Annotated in this window: 21 protein-coding genes and 5 pseudogenes; 10 read left to right on the top strand and 16 right to left on the bottom strand. The window is 68.2% G+C overall.

Translation table 11 applies throughout. The features are described from left to right. Positions 1 to 162: 162 nt before the first annotated feature. A pseudogene (locus AQJ58_RS46005) lies at positions 163 to 435 on the top strand (CocE/NonD family hydrolase C-terminal non-catalytic domain-containing protein); the annotation flags it as partial. Between the two features lie 246 nt (positions 436 to 681). On the opposite strand, the gene AQJ58_RS24975 reads toward AQJ58_RS46005, so the two are convergent. Beyond that, entirely contained in the window at positions 682 to 1533 is an 852-nt protein-coding gene (locus AQJ58_RS24975; RefSeq protein ID WP_234360282.1) for a LysR family transcriptional regulator, read from the bottom strand. A gap of 81 nt (positions 1534 to 1614) precedes the next feature. Between AQJ58_RS24975 and AQJ58_RS24970 the strand changes: the two genes are divergently transcribed. Both AQJ58_RS24970 and AQJ58_RS24965 read left to right on the top strand, forming a co-directional pair. Further along, positions 1615 to 2109 (top strand): cupin domain-containing protein, encoded by a 495-nt coding sequence (locus tag AQJ58_RS24970; RefSeq protein ID WP_199844672.1) that lies wholly within the window; start codon positions 1615 to 1617, stop codon positions 2107 to 2109. A 182-nt stretch (positions 2110 to 2291) separates the two neighbouring features. Beyond that, the gene (locus AQJ58_RS24965) at positions 2292 to 2651 is read left to right on the top strand and encodes a DoxX family protein (RefSeq protein ID WP_067253733.1); all 360 of its coding nucleotides are present in this window, start codon (positions 2292 to 2294) and stop codon (positions 2649 to 2651) included. A gap of 59 nt (positions 2652 to 2710) precedes the next feature. Here the strand turns inward: AQJ58_RS24965 and AQJ58_RS43940 are convergent, their stop codons facing one another. The 10 genes from AQJ58_RS43940 to AQJ58_RS24930 form a co-directional block, all read right to left on the bottom strand. Continuing rightward, on the bottom strand, positions 2711 to 2947 hold the full coding sequence (locus AQJ58_RS43940) for a hypothetical protein (protein ID WP_067253731.1): 237 nt from the start codon (positions 2945 to 2947) through the stop codon (positions 2711 to 2713). A 204-nt stretch (positions 2948 to 3151) separates the two neighbouring features. Beyond that, a complete protein-coding gene (locus AQJ58_RS24955; RefSeq protein WP_067253729.1) occupies positions 3152 to 4246 on the bottom strand; it encodes a MerR family transcriptional regulator in 1095 nt (364 codons plus the stop codon). Positions 4247 to 4410: 164 nt separating this feature from the next. Further along, entirely contained in the window at positions 4411 to 4533 is a 123-nt protein-coding gene (locus AQJ58_RS44785) for a DUF6207 family protein (RefSeq protein WP_324613821.1), read from the bottom strand. A 503-nt stretch (positions 4534 to 5036) separates the two neighbouring features. Next, positions 5037 to 5444 carry a DUF6087 family protein gene (locus tag AQJ58_RS44780; protein ID WP_079079201.1) on the bottom strand — a complete coding sequence of 136 codons (408 nt, stop codon included), beginning with the start codon at positions 5442 to 5444 and terminating at the stop codon, positions 5037 to 5039. A 61-nt stretch (positions 5445 to 5505) separates the two neighbouring features. Then, on the bottom strand, positions 5506 to 5628 hold the full coding sequence (locus AQJ58_RS45465) for a hypothetical protein (RefSeq protein WP_267892089.1): 123 nt from the start codon (positions 5626 to 5628) through the stop codon (positions 5506 to 5508). Positions 5629 to 5732: 104 nt separating this feature from the next. Then, on the bottom strand, positions 5733 to 6506 hold the full coding sequence (locus tag AQJ58_RS24950) for an SDR family NAD(P)-dependent oxidoreductase (RefSeq protein ID WP_159056328.1): 774 nt from the start codon (positions 6504 to 6506) through the stop codon (positions 5733 to 5735). 92 nt (positions 6507 to 6598) lie between these two features. Next, positions 6599 to 7432, bottom strand: a complete 834-nt coding sequence (locus tag AQJ58_RS24945) for a thioesterase II family protein (RefSeq protein WP_234360281.1) — start codon at positions 7430 to 7432, stop codon at positions 6599 to 6601. A 43-nt stretch (positions 7433 to 7475) separates the two neighbouring features. After that, complete coding sequence (locus AQJ58_RS41440) at positions 7476 to 9161, bottom strand: aminotransferase class I/II-fold pyridoxal phosphate-dependent enzyme (RefSeq protein ID WP_079079198.1); 1686 nt, start codon at positions 9159 to 9161, stop codon at positions 7476 to 7478. Positions 9162 to 10224: 1063 nt separating this feature from the next. Continuing rightward, positions 10225 to 10974 carry an SDR family oxidoreductase gene (locus AQJ58_RS24935; protein WP_067253724.1) on the bottom strand — a complete coding sequence of 250 codons (750 nt, stop codon included), beginning with the start codon at positions 10972 to 10974 and terminating at the stop codon, positions 10225 to 10227. Positions 10975 to 11135: 161 nt separating this feature from the next. Further along, entirely contained in the window at positions 11136 to 12041 is a 906-nt protein-coding gene (locus tag AQJ58_RS24930) for an AraC family transcriptional regulator (RefSeq protein ID WP_067253722.1), read from the bottom strand. Positions 12042 to 12190: 149 nt separating this feature from the next. On the opposite strand from AQJ58_RS24930, the gene AQJ58_RS24925 reads away from it, so the two are divergent. Together AQJ58_RS24925 and AQJ58_RS24920 are read left to right on the top strand one after the other, a co-directional pair. Continuing rightward, positions 12191 to 12508, top strand: coding sequence for a putative quinol monooxygenase (locus tag AQJ58_RS24925; RefSeq protein ID WP_067254235.1), 318 nt, complete (start codon positions 12191 to 12193; stop codon positions 12506 to 12508). Between the two features lie 105 nt (positions 12509 to 12613). Then, entirely contained in the window at positions 12614 to 13582 is a 969-nt protein-coding gene (locus AQJ58_RS24920) for an alpha/beta hydrolase (RefSeq protein ID WP_067253719.1), read from the top strand. A gap of 47 nt (positions 13583 to 13629) precedes the next feature. On the opposite strand, the pseudogene AQJ58_RS44775 reads toward AQJ58_RS24920, so the two are convergent. Then, positions 13630 to 13826: pseudogene (locus tag AQJ58_RS44775) on the bottom strand (hypothetical protein); the annotation flags it as partial. A gap of 14 nt (positions 13827 to 13840) precedes the next feature. On the opposite strand from AQJ58_RS44775, the gene AQJ58_RS45460 reads away from it, so the two are divergent. Together AQJ58_RS45460 and AQJ58_RS24915 are read left to right on the top strand one after the other, a co-directional pair. Next, positions 13841 to 13975 (top strand): hypothetical protein, encoded by a 135-nt coding sequence (locus AQJ58_RS45460; protein ID WP_267892097.1) that lies wholly within the window; start codon positions 13841 to 13843, stop codon positions 13973 to 13975. Positions 13976 to 14078: 103 nt separating this feature from the next. After that, positions 14079 to 14352: pseudogene (locus AQJ58_RS24915) on the top strand (integrase core domain-containing protein); the annotation flags it as partial. Between the two features lie 127 nt (positions 14353 to 14479). Here the strand turns inward: AQJ58_RS24915 and AQJ58_RS24910 are convergent. Then, positions 14480 to 15343 carry an alpha/beta fold hydrolase gene (locus AQJ58_RS24910; protein ID WP_067253715.1) on the bottom strand — a complete coding sequence of 288 codons (864 nt, stop codon included), beginning with the start codon at positions 15341 to 15343 and terminating at the stop codon, positions 14480 to 14482. A 592-nt stretch (positions 15344 to 15935) separates the two neighbouring features. On the opposite strand from AQJ58_RS24910, the gene AQJ58_RS43935 reads away from it, so the two are divergent. Continuing rightward, the gene (locus AQJ58_RS43935; protein ID WP_067253713.1) at positions 15936 to 16976 is read left to right on the top strand and encodes a DUF8189 domain-containing protein; all 1041 of its coding nucleotides are present in this window, start codon (positions 15936 to 15938) and stop codon (positions 16974 to 16976) included. A gap of 60 nt (positions 16977 to 17036) precedes the next feature. Here AQJ58_RS43935 and AQJ58_RS43930 read toward each other — a convergent pair. Beyond that, positions 17037 to 17289 (bottom strand): annotated as a pseudogene (locus AQJ58_RS43930) (helix-turn-helix domain-containing protein); the annotation flags it as partial. Between the two features lie 16 nt (positions 17290 to 17305). Here AQJ58_RS43930 and AQJ58_RS24900 point away from each other — a divergent pair. Together AQJ58_RS24900 and AQJ58_RS44770 are read left to right on the top strand one after the other, a co-directional pair. Beyond that, positions 17306 to 17611, top strand: coding sequence for a hypothetical protein (locus AQJ58_RS24900; RefSeq protein WP_079079195.1), 306 nt, complete (start codon positions 17306 to 17308; stop codon positions 17609 to 17611). 107 nt (positions 17612 to 17718) lie between these two features. After that, positions 17719 to 18051, top strand: a pseudogene (locus AQJ58_RS44770) (transposase); the annotation flags it as partial. Positions 18052 to 18827: 776 nt separating this feature from the next. Here the strand turns inward: AQJ58_RS44770 and AQJ58_RS41415 are convergent. Together AQJ58_RS41415 and AQJ58_RS24885 are read right to left on the bottom strand one after the other, a co-directional pair. After that, entirely contained in the window at positions 18828 to 19745 is a 918-nt protein-coding gene (locus AQJ58_RS41415; RefSeq protein ID WP_159056327.1) for an AfsR/SARP family transcriptional regulator, read from the bottom strand. Positions 19746 to 20041: 296 nt separating this feature from the next. After that, the gene (locus AQJ58_RS24885; RefSeq protein WP_067253704.1) at positions 20042 to 21649 is read right to left on the bottom strand and encodes an MFS transporter; all 1608 of its coding nucleotides are present in this window, start codon (positions 21647 to 21649) and stop codon (positions 20042 to 20044) included. Positions 21650 to 21740 lie beyond the last annotated feature (91 nt).

Genomic DNA, 21740 nt, shown 5'->3' with positions numbered 1-21740 from the left:
GGGCCAGGCCACTGCCCGGCCGAGCGGCAACATCTCTTGCGTCAACCCTCGCGCCTTCTCCTGCGGCACCTTAGGCGCGAGCCTCGCCGCGACGCCGCTGCGTCTGTGCAGGTCACCCGCACCGTATGGGCGTGGTAGGGCCAGACCGATGCTGACGGCAACGTGCTGTATCACTTCCCGTTCCCCGGTGTGGGAGCAGGCGCCTTCGCGGACCTGCTCGCGCAGGAGGGAAAGCTGCCCTCCGCGGTGGCCTATGCCGGACCCGTCGGACGCATCCGGGCCTCGCACCGGGCCCTCGATCCCGAGCGGTCCACGGAACTCGAGCCGCACCCGACCCACGCGCGGGAGGAACGCGTCAGCGTGGGGCAGGTCGTCAAGCTCGACCTCGCCCTGTGGCCCACCGGGATGCTCCTGCACCGCGGCGAGACGCTCGTGCTGGAGATCGACCCTTGGGTTCCCACCAAGAATCCTTCAGTTTGGGTGAACCCGCAGGAGTCGAGGTCCTGTTCTCGTGTAGCTACGGCGAACGGACTTGTAGCGCCGGGTAACTCTCGGGGCCGTGTTCGCCGTGTGGCTCCGTACGCGAGAAGGAACAGCAGGTGTCCACCACTTGGGGAGGTGGTCCCTGGGGCTGTGGCGTTCGCATGGTTCACGAGTTGGGGCGGCACCGGTTTCCGGTGCTCAGTGACGGTACGCGGTCGTCGCGATCTCGACGAAGGAGCGGATCAACGGGTTGGTGTCGCCCTCGTTCCACACCGCCACCACTCGGCTCGGCGGCATGTCGATCAGCGGTACCACGGCCAGCTCCGTGGGCAGGTCGTGTCCGAGCGGGGCCAGGCCCACCGTGCCGTTCCACAGGACCGCCTGCAGGCATTCCTGGACGGCGCGCACCACTGGTCCCTGGCGCGGTCTGCCGCCGTTCCAGTACGCCTGCCAGATGGGGTCGGTGCCCTGCGGGAACTGGAACCAGCGGCGGTCGCTCAGGTCGGCCAGCCGCAGCCCGTCGCGGCGGGCCAGCGGATCGTCGGCGCGCAGGACCACGCCGACCGGGTCGGTCCGCAGTGCACGCACCGTCAGGGCAGTGACGTCGAACGGCGCTCGAGTCAGTGCGACGTCAACCAGTCCGGCGTGCAGCCCGCAGGTTGGGTCGGTCAGATCGGTGTCGCGGATGCGGATGTCGATGCCGGGGTGGTGTCGGCGGTAGGCGGCGGCGAGCCTGGCCACTCCCGGGTCGGTGCCGTCGCCCAGGATGCCGATGGTGATGGTCGCGGCGCCGGCCGCCGCATTCAGGCGTACCTGGACGCGGTCGGCATGGTCGAGTAGGGCCCGCGCCTCGTCGAGCAGCACTGTGCCCACCCGAGTGAGCGTGACGCCGGCAGGCGAGCGGGTGAAGAGCTGGGCCCCGACATCGGCCTCCAACTGCTTGATCGCCCGGCTCAGCGGAGGCTGGCTCATGTGCAGCCGGGTGGCGGCCCGGCCGAAGTGGAGTTCCTCGGCGACCGCTACGAAGTAGCGCAGGGTACGTAGCTCCACGCTGCAACGATACCCATGAGGTATCGGCGCTGCGGGACAGGTCTTGGACAGCCCTGGGGGCTCGGCGGTGAACTCGTGAGCATGACCGAAGAAGCGAAGACCAGCGAGCCGCAGACCCACCCCGCTGTAGCGGTGACGGGTCCCGGCGATGGCGAGATGCTCGTTCTGGGTACCACTCGCATGCGGGTTCTGGAGGATGGCAGCCACACCGGGCACCGCCTCGCGATCGCCGAGTCCGTCCTCGCCCCGCACACCCAGGGACCGCCGCAGCACCGCCACGCCCGACACGACGAGGGCTTCTACGTCCTGTCCGGCACCGTGCGGTTCACCGTGGGGAGCGAGGCTTATGACGCCGCCACGGGCACGCTGGTGATGGTTCCGCCCGGTACCCCGCACACCTTCGCCAACCTGACCGACCAACCCGCCGTCATGCTCAGCACATTCACCCCCGACCTGTACGTGCAGTATTTCCGGGACCTCCAGGAAGCACTTGCCGGCGGCCGGCCGCTGACGCCACAGGCCAACATCGACGCGATGAGCCGCTACGCGACCGAGCCCGCCACAGACCTCGCCTGAAGCCGACGGCACAGCACGGCACGGCCACCCTTCTTTCGACCGGCAGGACGGTGGCGTTGCCGCCCTTCGGTGTCCGAACCCCTCGGATGACGAACTGGGCCTGACCGGTGGCTCTTCTGGTAATCGACGCAATCGACGCAATCGACGGGTCGCCGTGAGCCGGTGGCCCATGAACGGGAATCATGGATATCGCCTATTGGATCGTCGCGGGACCGCTCGCCGTCTTCTACGTCTACGCCGGCACGCTGAAGGTGATCCGCAGCCGCGATCAACTCCGACCGATGATGGCCTGGGTCGACCGTATACCCCTGCTTGCCCTCAGGGCGCTGGGGTCGGTCGAACTGCTCGGCGCGACCGGCCTGATCCTGCCCCCGCTGACCGGTATCGCTCCCTCGTTGGCGACGGCCGCGGCCATCGGCTTCGTACTGCTGCAGACCGGCGCGATCGCCGTCCACCTGACTGGCGAAGACCGCCGAATCGCACTGAACGCCGGGCTCACCGTTACCGCGGCCGTGACCATCTGGCTGGCCACCCGGCTGTGATCGAGCCCAGTCCTCGACCGGTGGATGCGACGACAGGGCCGGCCATCGCACGGCCGCTGTCATTTTTCTCGGTTCTGGCTCATGTTCTGTGGTCCGGCCACGTTGAGTGACTGTGGGCCGGTGAGCCAGGTCTGCGCCAGGAGGCCGTCCCGGTCCCGCAGGATCTCCGGGTCCTCGGTCCGCTCGGCGAAGTCGGAAGCCCGGACGAACTTGAAGTCGACGTGCAGGAGAGGCGGCCCGACGAGCGTGATGATCACGCGCGGCTCGCCGACGTGCTCGCCCGTGAAGCCGGCCACCAGGGAGGCCTAGGAGCCGCTCAGCACGAGCCGCTCCCGTATGACCGGGGCGGCCTCTCACGATGGACCCGGTGAGCGCCACGCTGGCCACGCGCGCATCCTGCCGGATCCGGAAGCGCGTCGCTAAGGAACCGACTGTGCAAGGAGGGGATGTCCGTCTGCTTTCCTTCCGCTCGGAGCAAAGCAGAGCAACGGAACACTCAGTCAGGCAGGCGTCGCAACCCCCTGGAGCTCCAGGACGTCGGCGACTACGCAGCTGACGTTGTCGGGGCCGCCGGAGCCGTTGGCGAGCGTGATGAGTTCACGGACGGCCAGTTCGGGTTCGCTGATCTCGGAGAGCGCTCGGCGGATGTCCGGGGTCGGCACGACCGTCGACAGGCCGTCGGAGCAGAGCAGGTAGCGGTCTTCCCGCTGGGCGTCGTGCAGGCGTAGGTCGGGGGTGGTGTTGGCTCCTTGGCCCAGGGCGCGTATCAACAGTGACCGCTGGGGGTGGGAGGCGGCTTCTTCCGGGCTGAGGCGTCCTTCATCGACCATTGACTGGACCACGGTGTGGTCGTGGGTGATCTGGAACAGTTCTCCCTCGCGCAGGAGGTAGACGCGGGAGTCGCCGATGTGGACCAGTGCCAGCTGTGACCCGGTCCAGAGCATCGCGGTGAGCGTCGTGCCGGTGCCTTTGGGTGATGAGCCGTTCTCGGCGATGTCGTGCACGGCCTGCTGGGCCTGTTCGATGACGTCTTCGAGGACGTCGAGAAGATTGCCGGCTGGGATGTTGTCGGTTTCGAGGTGCTTGAGCGCGTCGATGGCGGCTGCGCTGGCGGGGGCTCCTTGGCTGCCGCAGCCGTCGGCGACGGCTAACAGGCGGGGTCCGGCATAGGCGGTGTCCTGGTTGCTCTCGCGGACAAGACCCATGTCGGAAAGCGCCGCGCAACGGATTCCCAGGGGCTTGGCGGTCGGGCACATGGCGGGGTCCTTCCGTGACAGGTGGTCGATGAGGAAGGTGGCAAGGTCCCGCCGTGCGGCGGTGTCGGCTTCGACCTGGGCCCAGAAGGCGCGGACTTCCTGGACTGCCGCACCTGCATTCAGCCTGCGGACGTACTGGATGCGGGCCAGGGGCATTCCCAGGCGACGGAGCCAGGCGACCAGTCGGGCCTCGTCCAGTTGTTCCGGTGCGTAGAGGCGGTAGCCGGTCACCGGGTCGACGCGGGCGGGGGACAGCAGGCCGAGCTCGTCGTAAAGACGCAGCGCCTTCTGCGACAGCCGGGACGCCTTCGCGAACACCCCGATGGTCAGCAACCCCATGCTCGTTCCTCCTCGTGCCGGGCACGTCGCCCGGCCCCACCGATGGTGTGGGCTCCCCCAAGGGGAAGGTCAACCAACGGCCCGATTGGCCCTGCCTACGCATCGTGGAGACAGGACACGTCCATAAGTGGTGGTCGCTCGTGAAACACTCCGCCGCGCGCCGATCATGCTGCACGTCGCGCGCCGAGGAGTTCCTGGATGGCGAACGCGGTCGCCTCGTCGGCGGCCGCGACCTCCACCACAGCCAGGCCCGGCACGGTGACGTGCGCGTCGTTGATCTGCCTCATGCACGGCAGGACGGGCCGGCACCGGCGGAGGTTCCCCTGTCCGGGTGTTGTCACCCGACCGGCTACGCCGCCTGGTTGGTCAGGGACGGATGCCGAGGTAGCGCTGGGACGGGCGCGCCGCTGCTGCCGTACTTGTGGGTCTTGCGCTGGCACCCGGCGCACACGCCGACCCGGTCGCCGGGCAGGTGAGCGGGGACGGGTCGGGCTCCGAGACCGGCGGCGGGGGAGTGGTCATGGTGCTTACTTCCAGATGGGCGGCTTTCGGCCACCTTGGCCGCAGGATACCGACCCAACCGGAACTTGCGGCTGAACCGGAGGCCGCGTCATGCCTCCGGGTGGCGAGCCCGTCAGCGAGCGCTCCCAGTGCCAGGACATCGCCGTCCTCTGTCTGAACTCTCCCAGTGACCATGGTCTCCCACAGCTTGCCGCGCTGGGCCCGCACGTTCCACGGGCTGGTCCACACCGCTCGAGCCGTTCGCCAACCAGTTACGACCACCGACATGTCATGTCAGCCTCAGGAACAGCGTAGTCCCGAGGGGCGATGACACAGGCCGAACGAGGCCGGGAGACAGCGCCCCTCGGTCTCTTCGCCGAGCGCGAGCCACCCGCAGACGGGCGTGCCCCTCACCTACTTCCTGGCCGACGAGGCGTACGGGCAGTACCGCGCACGGCGCGCCTGGCTGGAGGAGCACCGGGTGCGCTACGTGCCGGCGATCCCCAAGAACGAGGGTCGTACCGCTGCCGGACGGCCGCACCCGGCAGGCCCGCGAGCCGGTGGAGGCGGCGAGGTGGTCGGCGGTTCCGGCGGGGGCGTAGGCGAAGCCGTCCCACTCCTCCAGGCCCCGCGGTGCGTCGGGGCGGAGGTGGCCGCCGCCACCGTGCAGCGGGCGGTGACGGCAATAGATGTCCATGGAGTTGCTGGTCTCAGGCCGCGACCGTGCTCGCGCGGGCCGCGTCCAGCAGCGTGTTGAGTCAGGAGGCGACCAGCGTGGCGTCGATGCGGGCAGCGTTGTCGAGCGCCTGGTCGGCCGCGGTGGTGCCCCGCTCCACCTCGCCTTCGTCGAAGAGCGCGGCGGCGAGGCCGGTACAGTCCATCACCTTCACGCGATCGAACTCCGACTTCCTGAGCTTGGGGGCGTCCTCTGAACGTGGCGGCCCACGTCGGTGGGAGCGCAACCTGGCTGAGTCCCGAACCGCCGTCAGTCCTCCTTGGGGGCGTCCGCGGCGAACATCCTGACCACCGGCCTGGGCAGATACTTCGCTGCGAACACGGCGAGTTTGTAGAGCGTGCCGGGCACGACCAGCGGCTTGTTCTGCGCCAGGCCCTGAAGGGATTCCTCGACCACCTTCTCCTTGGGTACCCAGGCATACGCCGGGACCTTGTCCTTGGTCGTCATATCGGTCTTCACATAGCCCGGGCACACCAGCGTTACGGCGACCTTCGAGCCCTTTTTCCTCGTTTCCAGCCGGATGCTCTCGCTCAGCGAGCACAGGTACGCCTTCGACGCCCCGTAGGTGGTGCTGTTCTGATACGCGATGAGTTGGCCGGCGACGGAGGAGATGTTGATGATGCCGCCCCGGTCGCGCCGCACCATTGTCCGCAGCGCCGCGTGGCACAGCCTGGTCGGTGCCAGCGCGTTCACCAGGAGGGTCTTTTCCTCGCTGTCCACCGGGCAGTCGATGAAGGGCCGGGTCTCGCCGATACCGGCGTTGTTGACGAGGAGGTCGACGGGCCGCTCCTCGTCCAGCAGGCGCTGCTCCACCAGGCGGAGCTGCTCCGAGTCCGCCAGGTCCGCGGGTATCACCTCGACGTCGACGCCGTGCCGTTCGGTGAGCCGCTCCGCCAGCGACTTGAGCAGATCGGTCCTGCGTGCCACGAGAACCAGTGCACATCCCTGGGCTGCGAGGTGTTCGGCGAAGGCTTCACCGATGCCCGCGGAGGCGCCGGTGATGAGCGCGCGATCGTATGTCAACACAGTCAACTCCTGTGAATGAGAAAGGTGGTCGGGCCGATCCGTCGCACTGGGTTTCCGGGTGGTGCGGGGCCTCGACGGGCCCCCGGGTGCTACATCCGCCCTGCCCCGGCGGGCTCGCGGAGGGAACCGAGTTCGCTGCGGACGGCCCGCAGCAGCAGGGGTATCGCCGGGCCATGGAGGAAGAAGTGGTCGCCCTCCAGACGCCGGTGCAGCAGCGAACCGGTCGTGTAGGCGCGCCACGCCTCCACCTCGTACGCCGGTGCGATGGGGTCGTCGGTGCCGGAGAACGCGGTCATGGGGCAGCTCAACGGAAGCCGGGGAGTCCAGCGGTAGGTGTCGCAGACGGCCAGGTCGGCGCGGAGCACGGGCAGGCGCCCCTGCAGGAACACGCTCCCGATCTCCGGGTCCTCGCCCAGTCCACCGAGTCCCTGGACCAGCCGCCGCAGGCCCGCGTCGTCGAGGACGTGCCGGGAGCGATCGCCGTACAGCTGCGGTGCCCGGCTGCCCGAAACGAAGAGGTGCCGAGGCTCGGGCTCGCCGCCCTCGCGCAGCGCACAGGCCACCTCGTAGGCCAGCAGGGCGCCCATGCTGTGACCGAACAGGGCGTAGTTCCGGGTCAGTCGGTGGTCGAGCAGGGCCTCCGTCAGGTCGGAGACCAACTGTCGCAGCACGGTGTAGGGCTTCTCCCGCCGGCGCAGTGCCCGACCCGGGAGCAGGACGGGCACGACCTGCGTCCCGGGATCGAGGTGCTCCGCCCAGTCACGGTAGACGGAGTGGGTGCCGCCCGCGTACGAGAAGCAGATCAGGTGCAGAGGTGAGGTGTTCGCTTCGGCCGGGTTCCCCGGCACCAGGCCCGGGAACCAGTGGCCGGCGGGAAGCCGCGGGCCCGGTGCGGGCCCCGACGTCTGCTGTGCAGGGTGCACGCGGGGCTTCGTCGCGCCGGTGGGCGCCCCCGGCGGCCGGCGCTCAGCGGATGACATACCGGCGGCCTTCCGGCGAATCAAGCCAGGCAAGGGTGCGCGCGACCCCTTCGCGGAAGCCGACTTCGCTCTTGAAGGCGAAGTCGTCGCTGGCGCGGTTGACCGGGTAGGACTGGTCGCGGTCGAACAGGCTCACCGCGTGCCGGGTGAGCAGCGGACGGCCCTTTACACCGAGCACGCCGTACAGCCGCTCGGAGACCGTGGCCACACCACGTGCCACCGGAGACGGCAGGTTGACCGCGGGCTTCTTCACCCCCAGCCCCTCGGCCAGGGCGTCGATGTACTCGCGCCAGGTCGTCAGGTCAGGGTCCCGCAGGTTGTACACCTTGCCCACCGCGGCCTCGGACCTGCACGCGGCGATCATTCCGTCCACGAGGTCGTCCACGTAGATCAGCCCGGCCGGGACGTTGCCGCCGCCGATGTAGACCATCTGCCCCTTGAGCAGCTGGGTCGCTATCTCGATGACGAAGTCCTTGCTGCGCGGCCCGTAGACGCTCACCGGGCGTACGACGGTGCACGGCAGGCCGAGCCGGCGGGCGGTTTCGCGCACGGCCTGTTCGCCGAGTCCCTTGCTGCGGTTGTACGGCAGGCCGATGTCGTTGAAGCCGGCGGATTCATCGCACGGTGTGACCGGGTAACCGTAGACATCAGTCGTGCTGACGTGCAGGAACCGTTCAACGGTGCCGGCCCGGTGCGCGGCCTCGACCAGGTTCCGGCTGCCGTCGATGTTGATCCGCTGGAAGTCCTCCCAGGGGCCCCAGTCGGCCGACATGCCCGCGCAGTTGTACACGTGTCGCACACCGGCGACAGCCCGGTCCAGACTCTCCGGATCACCGAGCTCGCCGGTCACGATCTCGACGTCGACGCCTTCGAAGACGGTGCGGTCGCTGCCCTCGCGGACGAGTGCCCTGACGCGGTGTCCGCCTTCGGCCAACCGGCGGACGAGATGGCTGCCGATGAACCCGCTCGCGCCCGCCACCAGGACGTCGGCACCAGCGCCCGCGCAGAACTGCGGTCCACCTACCGGATCGGGCTGCGGGTCGCTCTGCGATCCGGCGTGCGACACCCGGTTCGCACCGGCCGGGGAGGCCCCCGCGGGCGTGTGTTCCATGCTTTCCGCGTTCTCTGCCATGGCCTTTTCCACTAGGTCGAGGGAGCGATCCAAGTCGTCTTCTGTGTGGTCGGCGTTGATGAAGAATCGGAGCCGGCACTCTTCGCGTGCCACCGCGGGATAGCCGATGGGCATCACGTTCACACCCTCGCGCAGCAGCCAATTGGAGACCGCGATGGCCTTCTCCCATTCGCCGACGATGATCGGCACCACCGCAGAGGCCCGGGAGACGCCGACGTCCAGGCCGCGGGCCCGGGCGGAGTCGCGGAAGTACTCGGACAGAGCCCGTACCCGGGCCACGCGGTGGGGCTCGTCCTGGACCCGGATCGCCTCCAGGGCCGCCGCGGCGTTGGCCGGCGAGATGCCCGTGCTGAAGATGTGCAGGGGGGCGGTGAACTTGAGGTACTGGACAAGCGGCCCCTGGCCCGCGATGTAGCCGCCGAGGCTGCCGATCGCCTTGCTCAACGTGCCCATCCACATGCGGATCCGGGCAGAAAACCTTAGGTGTTTTTCGGTGCAGGGGGAGATAGATGGTGGAATAGCAGGGGGGCCGCGCGGCATCGATCCGCTCGGATGACCTGCGGAAACTGCTCGCCCGGCTCGCACGGGAACGGCGACGAGCAATGAAAGGCAACCGGCGTGGAGCCCCGGATCATGCGCGTTTTCCGGAGGGATACTGACCGTTCATTTCACGCGACGAGTCACGACAACTGACTTCTCGGCACGGACCTCATATGGAGTGTGACATCCACCACCGAGTGGAGAATTTTACGATTGAACCATTATGTCGATATAACGAATACTCGGGTTGACCTGGTAGAGCCTGTGGGGTCGTGACGCAGAGCGGTTTCACATTCCGAGTGATGCTGCGAAGTAGCAGGTCGCGGTGGTGTGACGACTGCCGGTCGACCCGTCTCGTCCGCCGTTCGTGAGCGTGCTGCTGATCGCGTGCTCGGCCGTACTGAGCGGAGCGCGTCCGTTCGCGGCGATCGGCCCGTGGGCCAGGAACGCCCCTCAGGAGGCCCTCGCCCGGCTCGCGCCCACACCACCAGCGTGGCCGTCGCCGGGTTGGGTGATCCCTACACATGGGCTCGAGAGCGGCCCCGCATGCGCGACAGCAGGCGCGCGCGTCGCATCCCGACATACCGCTTCCGACTGCGAGCCGATCATTTCGGCCGTCGGCAGGACATCCTGGCTTCTCGGTCGCTGCGCTCGGGTCATCGATCATCACCGGGTGAAGCCGGCTCAGGGGGGAGGCCGTCGATGCCGCTGGGCATCCGGGTTGCCACGCTCCTTGCGTTCCGGTACGCCGGATCGGGCGGCGGCCGGAACGTAACCCGCCTCGGGCCAGTTCCGACCGGCATCCGGCATCCGGCATCCACTGGTGGAGAAGGGGGTTGATACTGGTGGGCTCTCGTCTTCAACTGTCTGCTGTCATACCCCGAGGAACCCAGCCCGCTGGTGACCCTGCGTGGTCCCCGGGGGCATATCGGGTCGGGCTTCTCGTCGTTGGTCCGGTTCCCGTTCATCGGGGTGAGCGCCCGACGGCGAGCCGACCCGGTGCGTGGGCGCGGGGCCGGCTCCTGGTGTCAGTGCGGCGTGACCGTCGATGCCTGCTGGCTGATCACTTCGCCTGGGAGAGCGAAACCGCGTCGGGGCCGGCGGGGAATCGTAGCTGGCCGGTCGTGTCGTGCACGGCTCGCCACACTGTCTCGGCGACGTCGCTCTCCTTGGTGAACAGGTCCTGGCCCGTGAAGTCGCCCATGGCCTTCTTCGCCCATGGTGCGTAGGGCGCCGGGACCAGCTCGTCCAGCGAGGCGCCCTTCGTCGCGTTGGACGCGAAGTTCGTCGTGAGGCAGGCGCCGGGCTCGACCGTCTTCGCCCGCACACCGAACGGCGCGAGCTCGAGCGCGAGGGATGCGGTGAACCCCTCGACGGCCATCTTGCTCGCCTTGTAGACGGCCGAGAGCGGCATGTGACCCAGCACCACGCTCGAGGTCACGTTGACCACCACGCCGGAGCCACGCTCGCGGAACTGGGGCAGCACCGCCTGCGTCATCGCCATCACGCCGAACGTGTTGGTCTCGAAGACCTCCCGTGCTCGGGCCATGGGGGTGCCCTCGAACACGCTGATCAAGGGCACCCCCGCATTGTTGACCAGGACATCGATGGGGCCCTCGGCCTCGAACGCGGCGGTGATGCTCTCGGGCCTGGTCACGTCGAGCTCGATGACGCGGAGCCGGTCCGACTCTGGAAGGACGCCTGGACGCGGCGTCCGCATCGTGGCGATGACGTTCCACCCCTGCGAGTGGAAGTAGAGGGCGGTCTCCCGCCCGTACCCGGATGAGGTACCTGTGATCAGAACCGTCTTCATGCTGCGCCCCTTTTGCGATGTGGTGGGATCCATACGGGTGGGCAGGCATTTTCCTGCTCCACGGGAGAACCGGTGATCCCATTGAATCGCTCTGACCTGCAGAGATAGTAGAACTATCCTCGCTAGTCCTTGCATGATCCTCCAGCAAAATTCCACCCAGCTCAGGGCAGGAGACCTGCCGGGGCACGCACGGCCTGACGCAGGCGGGCGGCGTCCTGGCTGGGGGGCGCGCCGAACTGGCGGCGGTACTCCCGGCTGAACTGGGACGGGTTGTCGTAGCCGACGCGGTGGCCGACTCCGGTGACGTCTTTGGGGTGGGTGGCGAGCAGCAGCCGGGCCTCCTGGAGCCGGATCTGCTTCTGGAACTGGATGGGGCTCATCGCGGTCACCGCCTGGAAGTTGCGGTAGAAGGCGGAGACGCCCATGCCGCACTGCCGCGCCACGTCCTCGACCCGGAAGGGCTGCGCGTAGTGCTCGCGGATCCAGCGCACGGCCCGCGAGATGTGGCTGAGGCTGCTGTCGGCCAGGCCGAGTTGGCGAACCGTCGCACCCTGCTCGCCGGTGATCAGACGCCACAGGATCTCGCGCTTGACCAGCGGGGCCAGTACGGCCCGGTCGCGGGGCTCGTCGAGAAGGCGCAACAGCCGGACCACCGCGTCCAGCAGCGCGGCCGGAGCGTCACCGACGGCGATCCCCGACGGCGCGCCCCCGCTGCCCCGCGGGGCGTCTCCGGGCCCGGCCTCGAGCAACAGCTCGGCAACGGCGGACGGTTCCAGGACGAGACCGAACCCCAGCGCCGGCTGCTGGGGGTCGGCCTGGGTGAACTGCCCCGTGACAGGCAGATCGACGGACGCGACCAGGTACTGCCCGGGCCCGTACTCGAACACCCTCTCACCCAGGGCGAGGCGTTTGGCGCCCTGCGCGATGACCGCCAGGAGCGTGCCGGACATCGAAGGCGCCGGCGGATCAGGGCGGTCGACCTTCGAGATGAGGACGCCGTCGACGGCGGTGGTCCAGTCGGGCCGCGCATGGCGGGCCAGCAGGGTGCGGAGTTCCTCGAGGTACATGCGTCCATTGCAGCACCATTCCGCGCCGCGGTTCCCAAAGTCGCGAGGATCGTGCAAGTGCGAACGAGGATCTGTCTAACGTTTCCGCAGGTCAACCCGCTTGAATGGAATCACCGCACTCCATCACCGAAGAGGAAGAGAAGGAATCGATGATTGCCGACTACGGCTTCAGTGCCACCCTGACCGCCAGGCCCGGTATGGGCGACCAGCTCATCGACCTGCTGCTGACCGGACTGAACGAGGGCAGCCCCGGCGCGAGCGAATACTGCCTCGTCTACCTCGTCTCCCGCTCCGCGTCCGACCCCGACGTCGTCCACGTCGCCGAAGGCTGGACCAGCGAGGAGGACCACCACCGCGTCTTCGCCGGCAAGACCGCCCAGGCCATCGCGGCGCAGATCGGCCCGCTGCTCGCCAAGGACCCCGAGTACACCGACTACGTTCCGGTCCGCGGCAAATCCGCCCTCTGACCCGCAGAACACCCCACACCCCAGCCTCTGCCACCTCGGTGCTCCGCCGAGGTGACCCCCGTCCTCGCCCGACCGTCCCGCCACCACCCACGAGAGGCAACGAACATGACCACAGCACGCCCCTCCCTCGACCCCGAACTGCATGAACTCCTGGCCGACATGCCGCTGATGTCCCAGCTCAGCCCGGAAGTGCTGGCGCAGGTACGCCCCTTCTCCTCGATGCCCGTCGAACCTCTCCTCGAAGGTCGCGCCATCGACCGGCGCGAGGTCACCGTTGCGAGTCCGGACGGCACCCCGATCCCCTTGTCCGTCTTCAGCCCCGCGAACAGCGATCGCACCGCTGCCGCACCCTGCGTCTACTGGATGCACGGCGGCGGGATGGTCATGGGCGACCGCTTCTCACAGATCGACATCCCGCTGGAGTGGCTCGACGAGTTCGGCGCCGTCGTAGTCTCCGTCGACTACCGGCTCGCGCCCGAGTCCACCGGCACCGTCCCGGTCGACGACTGTTACCAGGGACTGCTCTGGATCGCCGACCACGCCGCCGAACTGGGCATCGACCCCACCCGGATCATCGTCGCAGGCGCCAGCGCGGGCGGCGGCCTCGCCGCCGGCGTCACCCTGCTGGCCCGCGACCTCGGCACCCCGACGATCGCCGCCCAAGTCCTGATCGGCCCCATGCTCGACCACCGCAACACCACCACCTCCAGCCTCCAGTACTCGAACGGGCCCGGCGTCTGGACCCGCGAGATGAACGGATTCGGATGGCGCTGTCTCCTCGGCGACCTCACCGACGACGAGGTACCCGCATACGTCTCACCCGCCCTGGCCGACGACCTCACGGGCCTGCCGACCACCTACATCGACACCGGCTCCGCCGAAGTCTTTCGCGACGAGGACACCGACTACGCCACCCGCATCTGGGCGGCGGGCGGCCAGGCCGAACTCCACGTCTGGGCAGGCGGCTTCCACGGATTCGACGCCCTGTACCCGCAGGCACACATCTCGGCCACAGCCCGCCGAACCCGCACCGACTGGCTCGCCCGGCTCCTGCCCACGAACCCCGCCGCATAGGTGAGGCCGACGAGCTTCGGTCGTACGCTTCAGCCTTGGCCAAGACGTCAGCGTCCACCGTCGCCGGGCGCGAGCAGGCTGGTGACCTCTGCGATCGCCTCCGCCGAGGGGGGAAGCAGCGCCGCACGTTCTCCGGGTTCTCGTGCCGTGACTTCGCCATCAGCATGGGCAGGCCGGCCCCGGCCTCGCCGAGGTGGGTGAGACCAGAATGGCGGTATTCGTGCAGGTCCCAGCCTGGGCCGGGCAACCCGCCGACACGTGCCGAGCTGGGCGGGCTGCTGCTGGCTGGGCATCTCCACCGTGTGCGAGCCGACCTCCGCGACCGGGCCCAACGACATCCTGCGCTACGGCGCGGCCGGCCACATCTTCCTGAGCCGGGTACCCCCGTCCTGAGCGGCGCCCGGACGGCCCGGGGCATCATCGTGAGCCCGGCTTGACGTGTGGACGGGGTGCGGTCAGCGCACGCGGGAGGTGGATGACAGCGACACGGATCTGCAAGGTTGCCGCCATACTCTCCCTGCACGGCCTGGTCGGCTCGATGGGCCGGGTCGGGCCGCGGCGACAACGCCGCCATGGAGAGCTTCCTCGCGCTGCCGCAGAAGAACGTCCTTGACCGCCGCACCTGGACCACCCGCCAGGAGCTGAGGATCGCGATCGTCACCTGGATCGAGCGGACCTACCACCGGCGTCGACGCCAGAGACGCCTGGGCCGAATGACCCCCGTCGAATACGAGACCATCATGACCCCACCCGCAGCTCTGGCTGCATAAACCCCGCTGTCACCCGATCATGCAGCAGTCCCGTCCCGTTCTCAGAGCCGTCGCCAGCCAAGACGACAAGCGAGGGTACGTCTACCTCGGCACTGTCACCGCCGCTGCTCTCCTCATCTGACTCCGATCATGATTCGGCAGGCAAGAGCGCGGCGATTTCACCCAGCACTCGGGCTGCCGGTGCCGGGTCGACCAGCCACTTCAGGTGGCTGCTGGTGAGCGTACGGACGTCGTAGGGGTTCTCCGGCGTCAGCGCGTCGCCCTCGCGGATCATCCGGTCCTGCATGGCGAGCGGCACACTGGCGTCCTCGGTCAACCGGATGTACGTCCTGGGGATCCGCCCCCAGCTGTCGGGCTGCGCCCGGTCATCGGGTGTGCCGGCGTCGAGGTTCTCGTCGGGCTGGAAGGTGTTGAGGAAGACCATGAACTCCTCGTCCGTTCCGTCGGCGAGGAAAGCCGCCTTTAAGGCCGCGAGGATGCCGAGGTCGGCGGTGCGGAAGTTGGAGCGCAGCAGCCCGAGTTCGGCAGGGTTCCCGACCATCGCCGATGCCAGCCCCTTGGCGTCGACCGTGGCCATCTCGGGCTCGGCATAGTAGGCGCTGACGTCGAGGTCGACGGGGCACCAGGCGGAGACATAGACGATACGGTCGATCAGGTCGGGCCGCTGGTTGGCTGCGACGGTGGCCGTCATGCCGCCGCGGCTGTGTGAGACGAGGATGACGGGCCCGTTCCGTTTGGCCCGCTCCAGTATTCCGATCAGGTGCGCGGCGTTGTCGGCGAGCGTGACGCCCTTGATGGCCCCAGGCGCGGTGGCGAGCCCTTCGAGGTCCTGCGGCGCCTGGTAGGCGCGCGGGTACGTCGCGGCGAACCCGTGCCCCGGAAGGTCGACGGCGATGGAGCGATGTCCGCGGAGGCCGAGTTGGGCTTGGAGCGGCGCGAAGGAGAAGGAGTTCGCGAAGGCTCCGTGAACCAGTACGAACGTCGGTTGCATCTGTCTACACTTACTTTCTGGTCTTCTGCGACGTCGGCGGCATGCGAGTCGCTCTTCCCGACGCCGCGAACCACCTCGCGGCCGAGGAACGAGACGTCGTCCTGCGGCGCACCGTCCAGCCGCAGAGACGTCTTCGTGCAGGGCAAGCGTCAGCGGTCAAGCGGCGAAGTCACGAGGGCGGCGGGCGAACGGCTGCCCCCTATCCGATGATTCACACTACTCAGTGAAGATCATCCGCACTACCCCGAACGAGCCCTTCCGCCTGTGCACTTCGCCAACCCCCCCGGTACGGCCTCGGCTTCGACGGACGGGCCTTTTCTCATCACCGCTATTGCGCGGGGACCCCTCTCCGCTCCCACACGAGGTCGGGCTCACCGAGACCTCGGACCACCACCTGCTGCACACCGACCTCGACCTCGGCTGACACGCCGAGAGGCGCCTGTGCGCCGTCGGTCGCTTCCTCGTGCGCGGAGATGCAAACGCCGAAGCCCGGGCTGACGAGACTTCTTACCCGTAGCGAACAAGCGAGCGTGAGGTAGAGATTTTCATGTTATACGTGCATAGGTGTCTGGCTCGGGGAGGGCGTACGGTCATGGCCGCGCTCGCCGCCGTACTTCTGGCGCTGGCCGGCACGCAGAGTCCCGCGCAGGCCGCCGAGTCGGAGTGGGTGAGCTTCGACGGCGGGCAGGCCAGGGTGTTGTCGGCGGTCTACTCGGTGTTCATCGGTGGCGCGACCTACGAAGTCGCCAGGGGCACGGACAACAACATCTGGTTCCGTTACAACGGCGGCAGTTGGGGTCCTCTCGGCGGTTACTCCTCGTCGCGGACGACCTCGCCGCCGCGTATCGTCGAGTTTCCCCCGGGGCGCGCCATGGCCGTCGTCAGAGGCCTGGACGGGGAGATCTGGTACAGCCAGGTCAACAGCGGATCCGCGAACTTCTGGACGGCCTGGACCCGGCTGCCGACCGGAGCCAGGGCGATCGGCAGCCCCCTGCTCACCGTCAGTTCGGCCACCGGCGACCTCATGATCGAGGCACCGAACGCCAACCGGCTCATCAGCTACACGTTCCTGCGGAACTACAACGGCAACCTGTCGTCCTCGGGCTGGACGGTGGACAGCCATGCCGTCCTCGGCACCAACCACGTGGACATCGAGGGCGACAGCCAGATCGCCGTGTACGGGACGGAGTACTACCGATCGGTGTACCGCAGCTTCTTCACGGGAAGCGACCATCATGTCTGGCGGCAGACGGTGGATCCCGCGACCGGCCGGACCCTGAGCCTGGCGCAGGTCAACGGCGGAGCCGAATGCACCACCGGAGTGGGGGCGTCACGGCTGGGCAACCAGAGCACCGTGGTCGGTCCCGGACAGCCGGGGTACGCGAGCCAGCAACGCGTGCTCATCTCCTGCATCGGAAATGACGGCTACGTGTGGGTGAGCACGTCGTCCGACGGTGGCCTCACCTTCGACGGCTGGCGTCACCCGACGGGCCGGCTGGCCCCGTCCGCCTCCACACCGGCCGTGTTCTCCACCCCCACCTCGAACAGCTCGTGGACGCTCAACGTGAGGTGGAACGCCGCCTTGAGCGCGGCCTTCGCCGACAACTCGATCGTCGCGAAGCGGATCAACTAGCCGCGGCGGCCCGGCGAACTGTGTCGGCCGAGCGGCCCGGCGGAGGAACCGCCTTCGTCCGGCCGCCCGGGCCCGCAGGCGGCGCAGCATGCGGCCGTCCTCGAAGCCGACCGAGCGGGCGGCCGCGTCAACCGTCGCACCGTGGCTGATGAGGTGCTCGGCTGATGAGGTGCTCGGCGCGTTCCAGGCGGAGGGCCTGCTGGTAGCTCAGCGGCGTGAGACCGGTGGCGCGGCCGAAGAGCCGGGAGAGGGTGCGTTCGCTGACGCCGACGGCAGCGGACAGACCGGTCAGCGGAAGGTGCTGGTCGAGGCGGGGAGGCTCTCCTGTCGTGCCCTCTCAGGCCAACCCGCCGAAGCGGAACGTCCCACCCCAGGCTGACAGAGCGGGGACAGGCGGCAACAAGTCCGTCACGGATATCCGTGACGGCCACATCGGACTGGCCGTGACGATCATTGTCTTGATCGTCATCGCTATTGCCTCGGGCCCTCAATGGGCTTTGATCGTCGCGGGATGCTTCACCGCCTGGTTCGTCCTGGCGTTGATCGTCATCCATATCAGGGGCGGACGAGGCGGAGAGGCACTTGGGCGGGCCTACGTCGCCACCTTCTGGTGGGGCGACTACATCAGTCCCTGATGAAGTTAAACGACAAGCTGAGCAGCCTCGCCCGACCCGTCAAGGAGCTGACCGCCGAGGATGAGGCCCTGACCCGGGCCCTGGACAGCGAGGTCAGCGGGCACAACCCCGGTCTGCGAGCAGCCTACGGCCTCGGCCCCGACACGGCGGCGCAGCTGCTGGTCACCGCCGGAGGCAATCCCGAACGCATGCGGACCGAGGCATCCTTCGCCGCTCTGTGCGGCGTCGCCCCGGTCCCCGCCTCCAGCGACAGGACGAACCGGCACCGCATGTCCCGGGGTGGAGACCGGGATGCCAACGCCGCTCTCTGCCGCATCGCCCTCGTCCGCCTGTCCAGCGACCCCAGAACGCGCGCATACGTGGCACGGCAGACCGCCGCCGGCCGGACGAAGAGGGAGATCATCCGGCTTCTGAGACGAGCCATCGCCCGGGAGATGTTCCGCCGCTGTCTCACCACCACCGTCACCGTCCCCGGCATCGCCGACCTGCGGCCCCTACGGCAACTCAGGAACATCACTCTCACGGCCGTCGCCCAGCACTTCGGCGTCTGGCCCACCACCATCTCCAGACTTGAACGAGGCCTCAGCCGGGACGACGACCTCGCCCATGCCTACCGGTACTGGATCCAGACCGCCTGACAGCAAGAGGAGCATCATCCGGCCCCTCGTAGCCCTCAGCTGAGCCACGGTGTTGCTGAAAAGCGCCGACATTTCTGCCGCCGGGCACGCTCAAGCGTTCCCCAAACCCACCGTCAGACGTTGCTGCTTCCCAGCGACACCACCAAGAGGCCGCGGCCGGGGGCCACGGTCACCGCTGAGGCCACCGAGCCATGTCCTGGGCGCACTCACCGCGTTGCGGGACATCCACTGATCGACTGGACGGCGGACACCGAAGGGCCGCCGTCCATCACGGTGAGACACCGACTCGTTGGGACACCCGTGCAGGTCACATACGCCGTCCAGGCCGGTGTCCGCGAGTAGCTGCGCGAGAGCGGCGGCCAGGATTTCGGGGGACGCGCCGGTCTTGTCTGTGCCCTGGCGGGAGCGCAGCAGCACCCGCTACCTTGCGCCCCGTCACACCAGCGTGCTGACCATGGTGTTGCCGTTCTCGGCTTCCGGCTAACGGGGAGCCTGTGTACACCGCTGCTGTCGCGGACCGCGGTCCGGATCAACGGTTACCGCGCCCGCGGCGCAACTCCCTGGCTACCCGACTAGGCTCATGGCCGGCCGCGATCCGCCAGGCCGCACACCAATTCCGGGCAGCTCGGGACCCCGGACGCCACCTTGACACGGCGGACCACGCGGTGGGAGGCGTGGCACTGGGGTGATCCTGATACGACTGGTGGGTTGGCCGCTGTCGCAAGGGTGTCCAGACTGGGGTTGCCGCATAGTATCTGCTGCTCCAGCCGTTTCAGCCGGTCGCTCGGGTCGATGCCCAGCTCCTCGACGAGCATTCGCCTCACCCGTGCGTACGAGGCAAGGGCGTCCGCCTGGCGTCCTGTCTGGTGCAGGGCTACGATCAGCAGCTCCCACAGCCGTTCTCGGAACGGGTGCTGTCTGGTGAGAGCAGACAGCTCCGGCACGAGAGCGTCCGCCTGTCCCAGATCGAGTCGCGCCTGAGCGGCGCGTTCGACGGTAAGCAGCCGAAGTTCCATCATGCGTTCCAGCTCGGTATGGACGGTCAGCGGCAGGGGGAGCCCGTCGAGCGGGCTCCCGCGCCAGAGGTCCAGGGCGGACTGGAGGCTCTTCGCAGCCTTTTCGACCTCTCCCGTTGCAATCTCCCGCTCGCCCTGCCGTAATCGGTCCATGAACAAGGAGAAATCCAGCTCGGACGTGCCCGCGCGCAGCAGATATCCGCCCGTGAGCGTGGTAAGCCGCGGTGATACATGACCCTCGTCGTTACTACCATCCCGGAGTAACCGGCGTAACGCGCTGATATAGCCTCGGATGTTCACGGCCGCCGAGGGCGGAGGCTCCTCGCACCACACGGATTCCAGTAGATGGGGCACTGCCACCAAGTGATTCGCATTGATCAGGAGCGTGGCCAGTACGACTCGCTGTCGCGGACCACCGAGTCTCAGAGGAATTCCGTCGTCGGAAGACACTTCCAGCGGGCCGAGGATACTGAACCTCATCGCAGCCTCCATTACTCTTCTTGTATGGGTGTCCCGCTACGCAGCGGCACCCGAGAATACATCTCCATACCCTCCCGAATTAAACAGTCACGATCTCATGCCGAAGGATCGTAGATGCACTTATCTACTTCCTTTCGGGTGCTGAAGGGCATACCGAAGAGAGCCCTCCCGGGCCGGTCCGAATCCATCGCGCCATATTGCGGCAATGCGTAATTCGTATGCGAATGTGCGGCGTGCAATTCGACAGCGGCGCGGCCGGCGGTCGGGGCGACTGCGGTTCTTCTGCTGTCCGGCGGTCAGTCGGAATGGCGGCCGGACCGAACCTGTCTGCCGCTCCCTGCCTCCACCGACGGGTCCCCGTTCACTTTGTCCTGCCTCGCCGTCTTGTCCGGCTCCGTCACCGTGAAGTCCTTCGCTGTTGCGGCAGCGCCGTCGGGGGACCGGCGCGCCAGGTTCAGGCTGGCCAGCGTTAGCAGCACCAGGATGCCGATACCGCACAGCGCCGATGCGTGCATGCCGCGAGTGAAGGCGGCCCGGGCGGTCGCGAGCAGCTCGTCGCCGACCGCATCCGGCAGGCGGCTGGCGGCCTCGGTGGCGCCCGCCAGCGAGGACCGGGCGAGATCGGCCAGATCTGGCCGGACGCCGTCAGGCAGGGCGTCGCCGATCATCCGTGCCCCGTAGAACGCGGTGGCCACCGAGCCGAACGCTGCCACGCCCAGTGCGTTGCCGAGTTCGGCGCCCGTCTCCCCAACGCCCGAGGCGTTGCCCGCGCGCTCCGGAGGCGCGCTACTGATGATCACGTCGTTGGTGAGGGCGAGTGCCGCCTGGACCCCGAAGGAGAGGACAGCGAAGCCGATGACGGTGAGAGCGAAGCCGGAGACCGGGCCCGCCAGGCTGATCAGCAAGAGCCCGGGCACCGCGAGCGCGAAGCCGCCCGCCATGACCCCGCCCGGATGCAGCTTGGCGGCAGCGGCCGGTGCGAGGAGGGTACCCACAACCCCCGCCACCATCGCGGGCAGCGCCCACAGACCGGCGGCGAGCGGGGAGAGCCCCAAAACGAGCTGAAAGTACTGGAGGACCAGGAACTGCGTCCCGGTCACGACGAAGAGACCCATCGTCTGGCCCCCCAGCGCCCCCGAGAATCCGGGCCGGCTGAAGAGTCGCAGGTCGAGCATAGGGTTGGTGATGCGCAACTGGCGGCGTACGAAGACGCCTGCGAAAACTACTCCGAGGGCGACGGCCAGCAGCGACGTCGCGCGGACACCGTCCTGCGCCACCTGCTTGAAGCCGTAGACCACCGGCAGCACTGTCACGATGGACAGGAGGACGCTGAGCGGGTCCAACCGGCCCGGCTGGGGGTCACGGTACTCGGGCAGCAGAACCGGCCCGACGATCAGAAGGATCACTCCCACCGGCACACCGACCAGGAACACCGACCCCCACCAGAAGTGCTCCAGAAGCACGCCGCCGACCAGGGGGCCGATCATCCCGCCCACGCTGAAGTTGGTCATCCATACCGCGATGGCGAACCGTCGCTGGTTCGGGTCGCGGAATATATTGCTGATCAGCGACAAGGTGGACGGCATGAGGGTCGCTCCGGCGATACCCAGGAGGGCACGCGCCGCGATCAGCATCGCCGCTCCGGTCGCATAGGCGGCGAGCAGCGACGCGGCGGCGAACGCTGCGGCGCCGATGAGCAGTAGTTTCCGCCGGCCGATCCGATCCCCAAGTGTCCCCATGGTGGCGAGGAACGACGCGACTAAAAACCCGTAGATGTCGACGATCCAGAGCAACTGCGCGCTGCTCGGTCTCAGACTCTCGCTGAGCTTGGGGGCGGCCAAGTGCAGCACCGACATGTCGAGACCGATGAGGATCGTCGGCAGCGCAAGGACGGCAAGCCCCATCCACTCTCGCCGACCTGCTCGCGTTGGTTCGTCGATAGCCACCGAAGAAACCTTCCCCCACTCCCCCAGACGGCTCAGGCCGCCTCCGGGC

The organism is Streptomyces sp. DSM 15324 (assembly GCF_001514285.1).
GTDB lineage: Bacteria > Actinomycetota > Actinomycetes > Streptomycetales > Streptomycetaceae > Streptomyces.
Note: the sequence above shows the minus strand (reverse complement) of the source record. Positions and strands in the feature narration are given on the sequence as shown.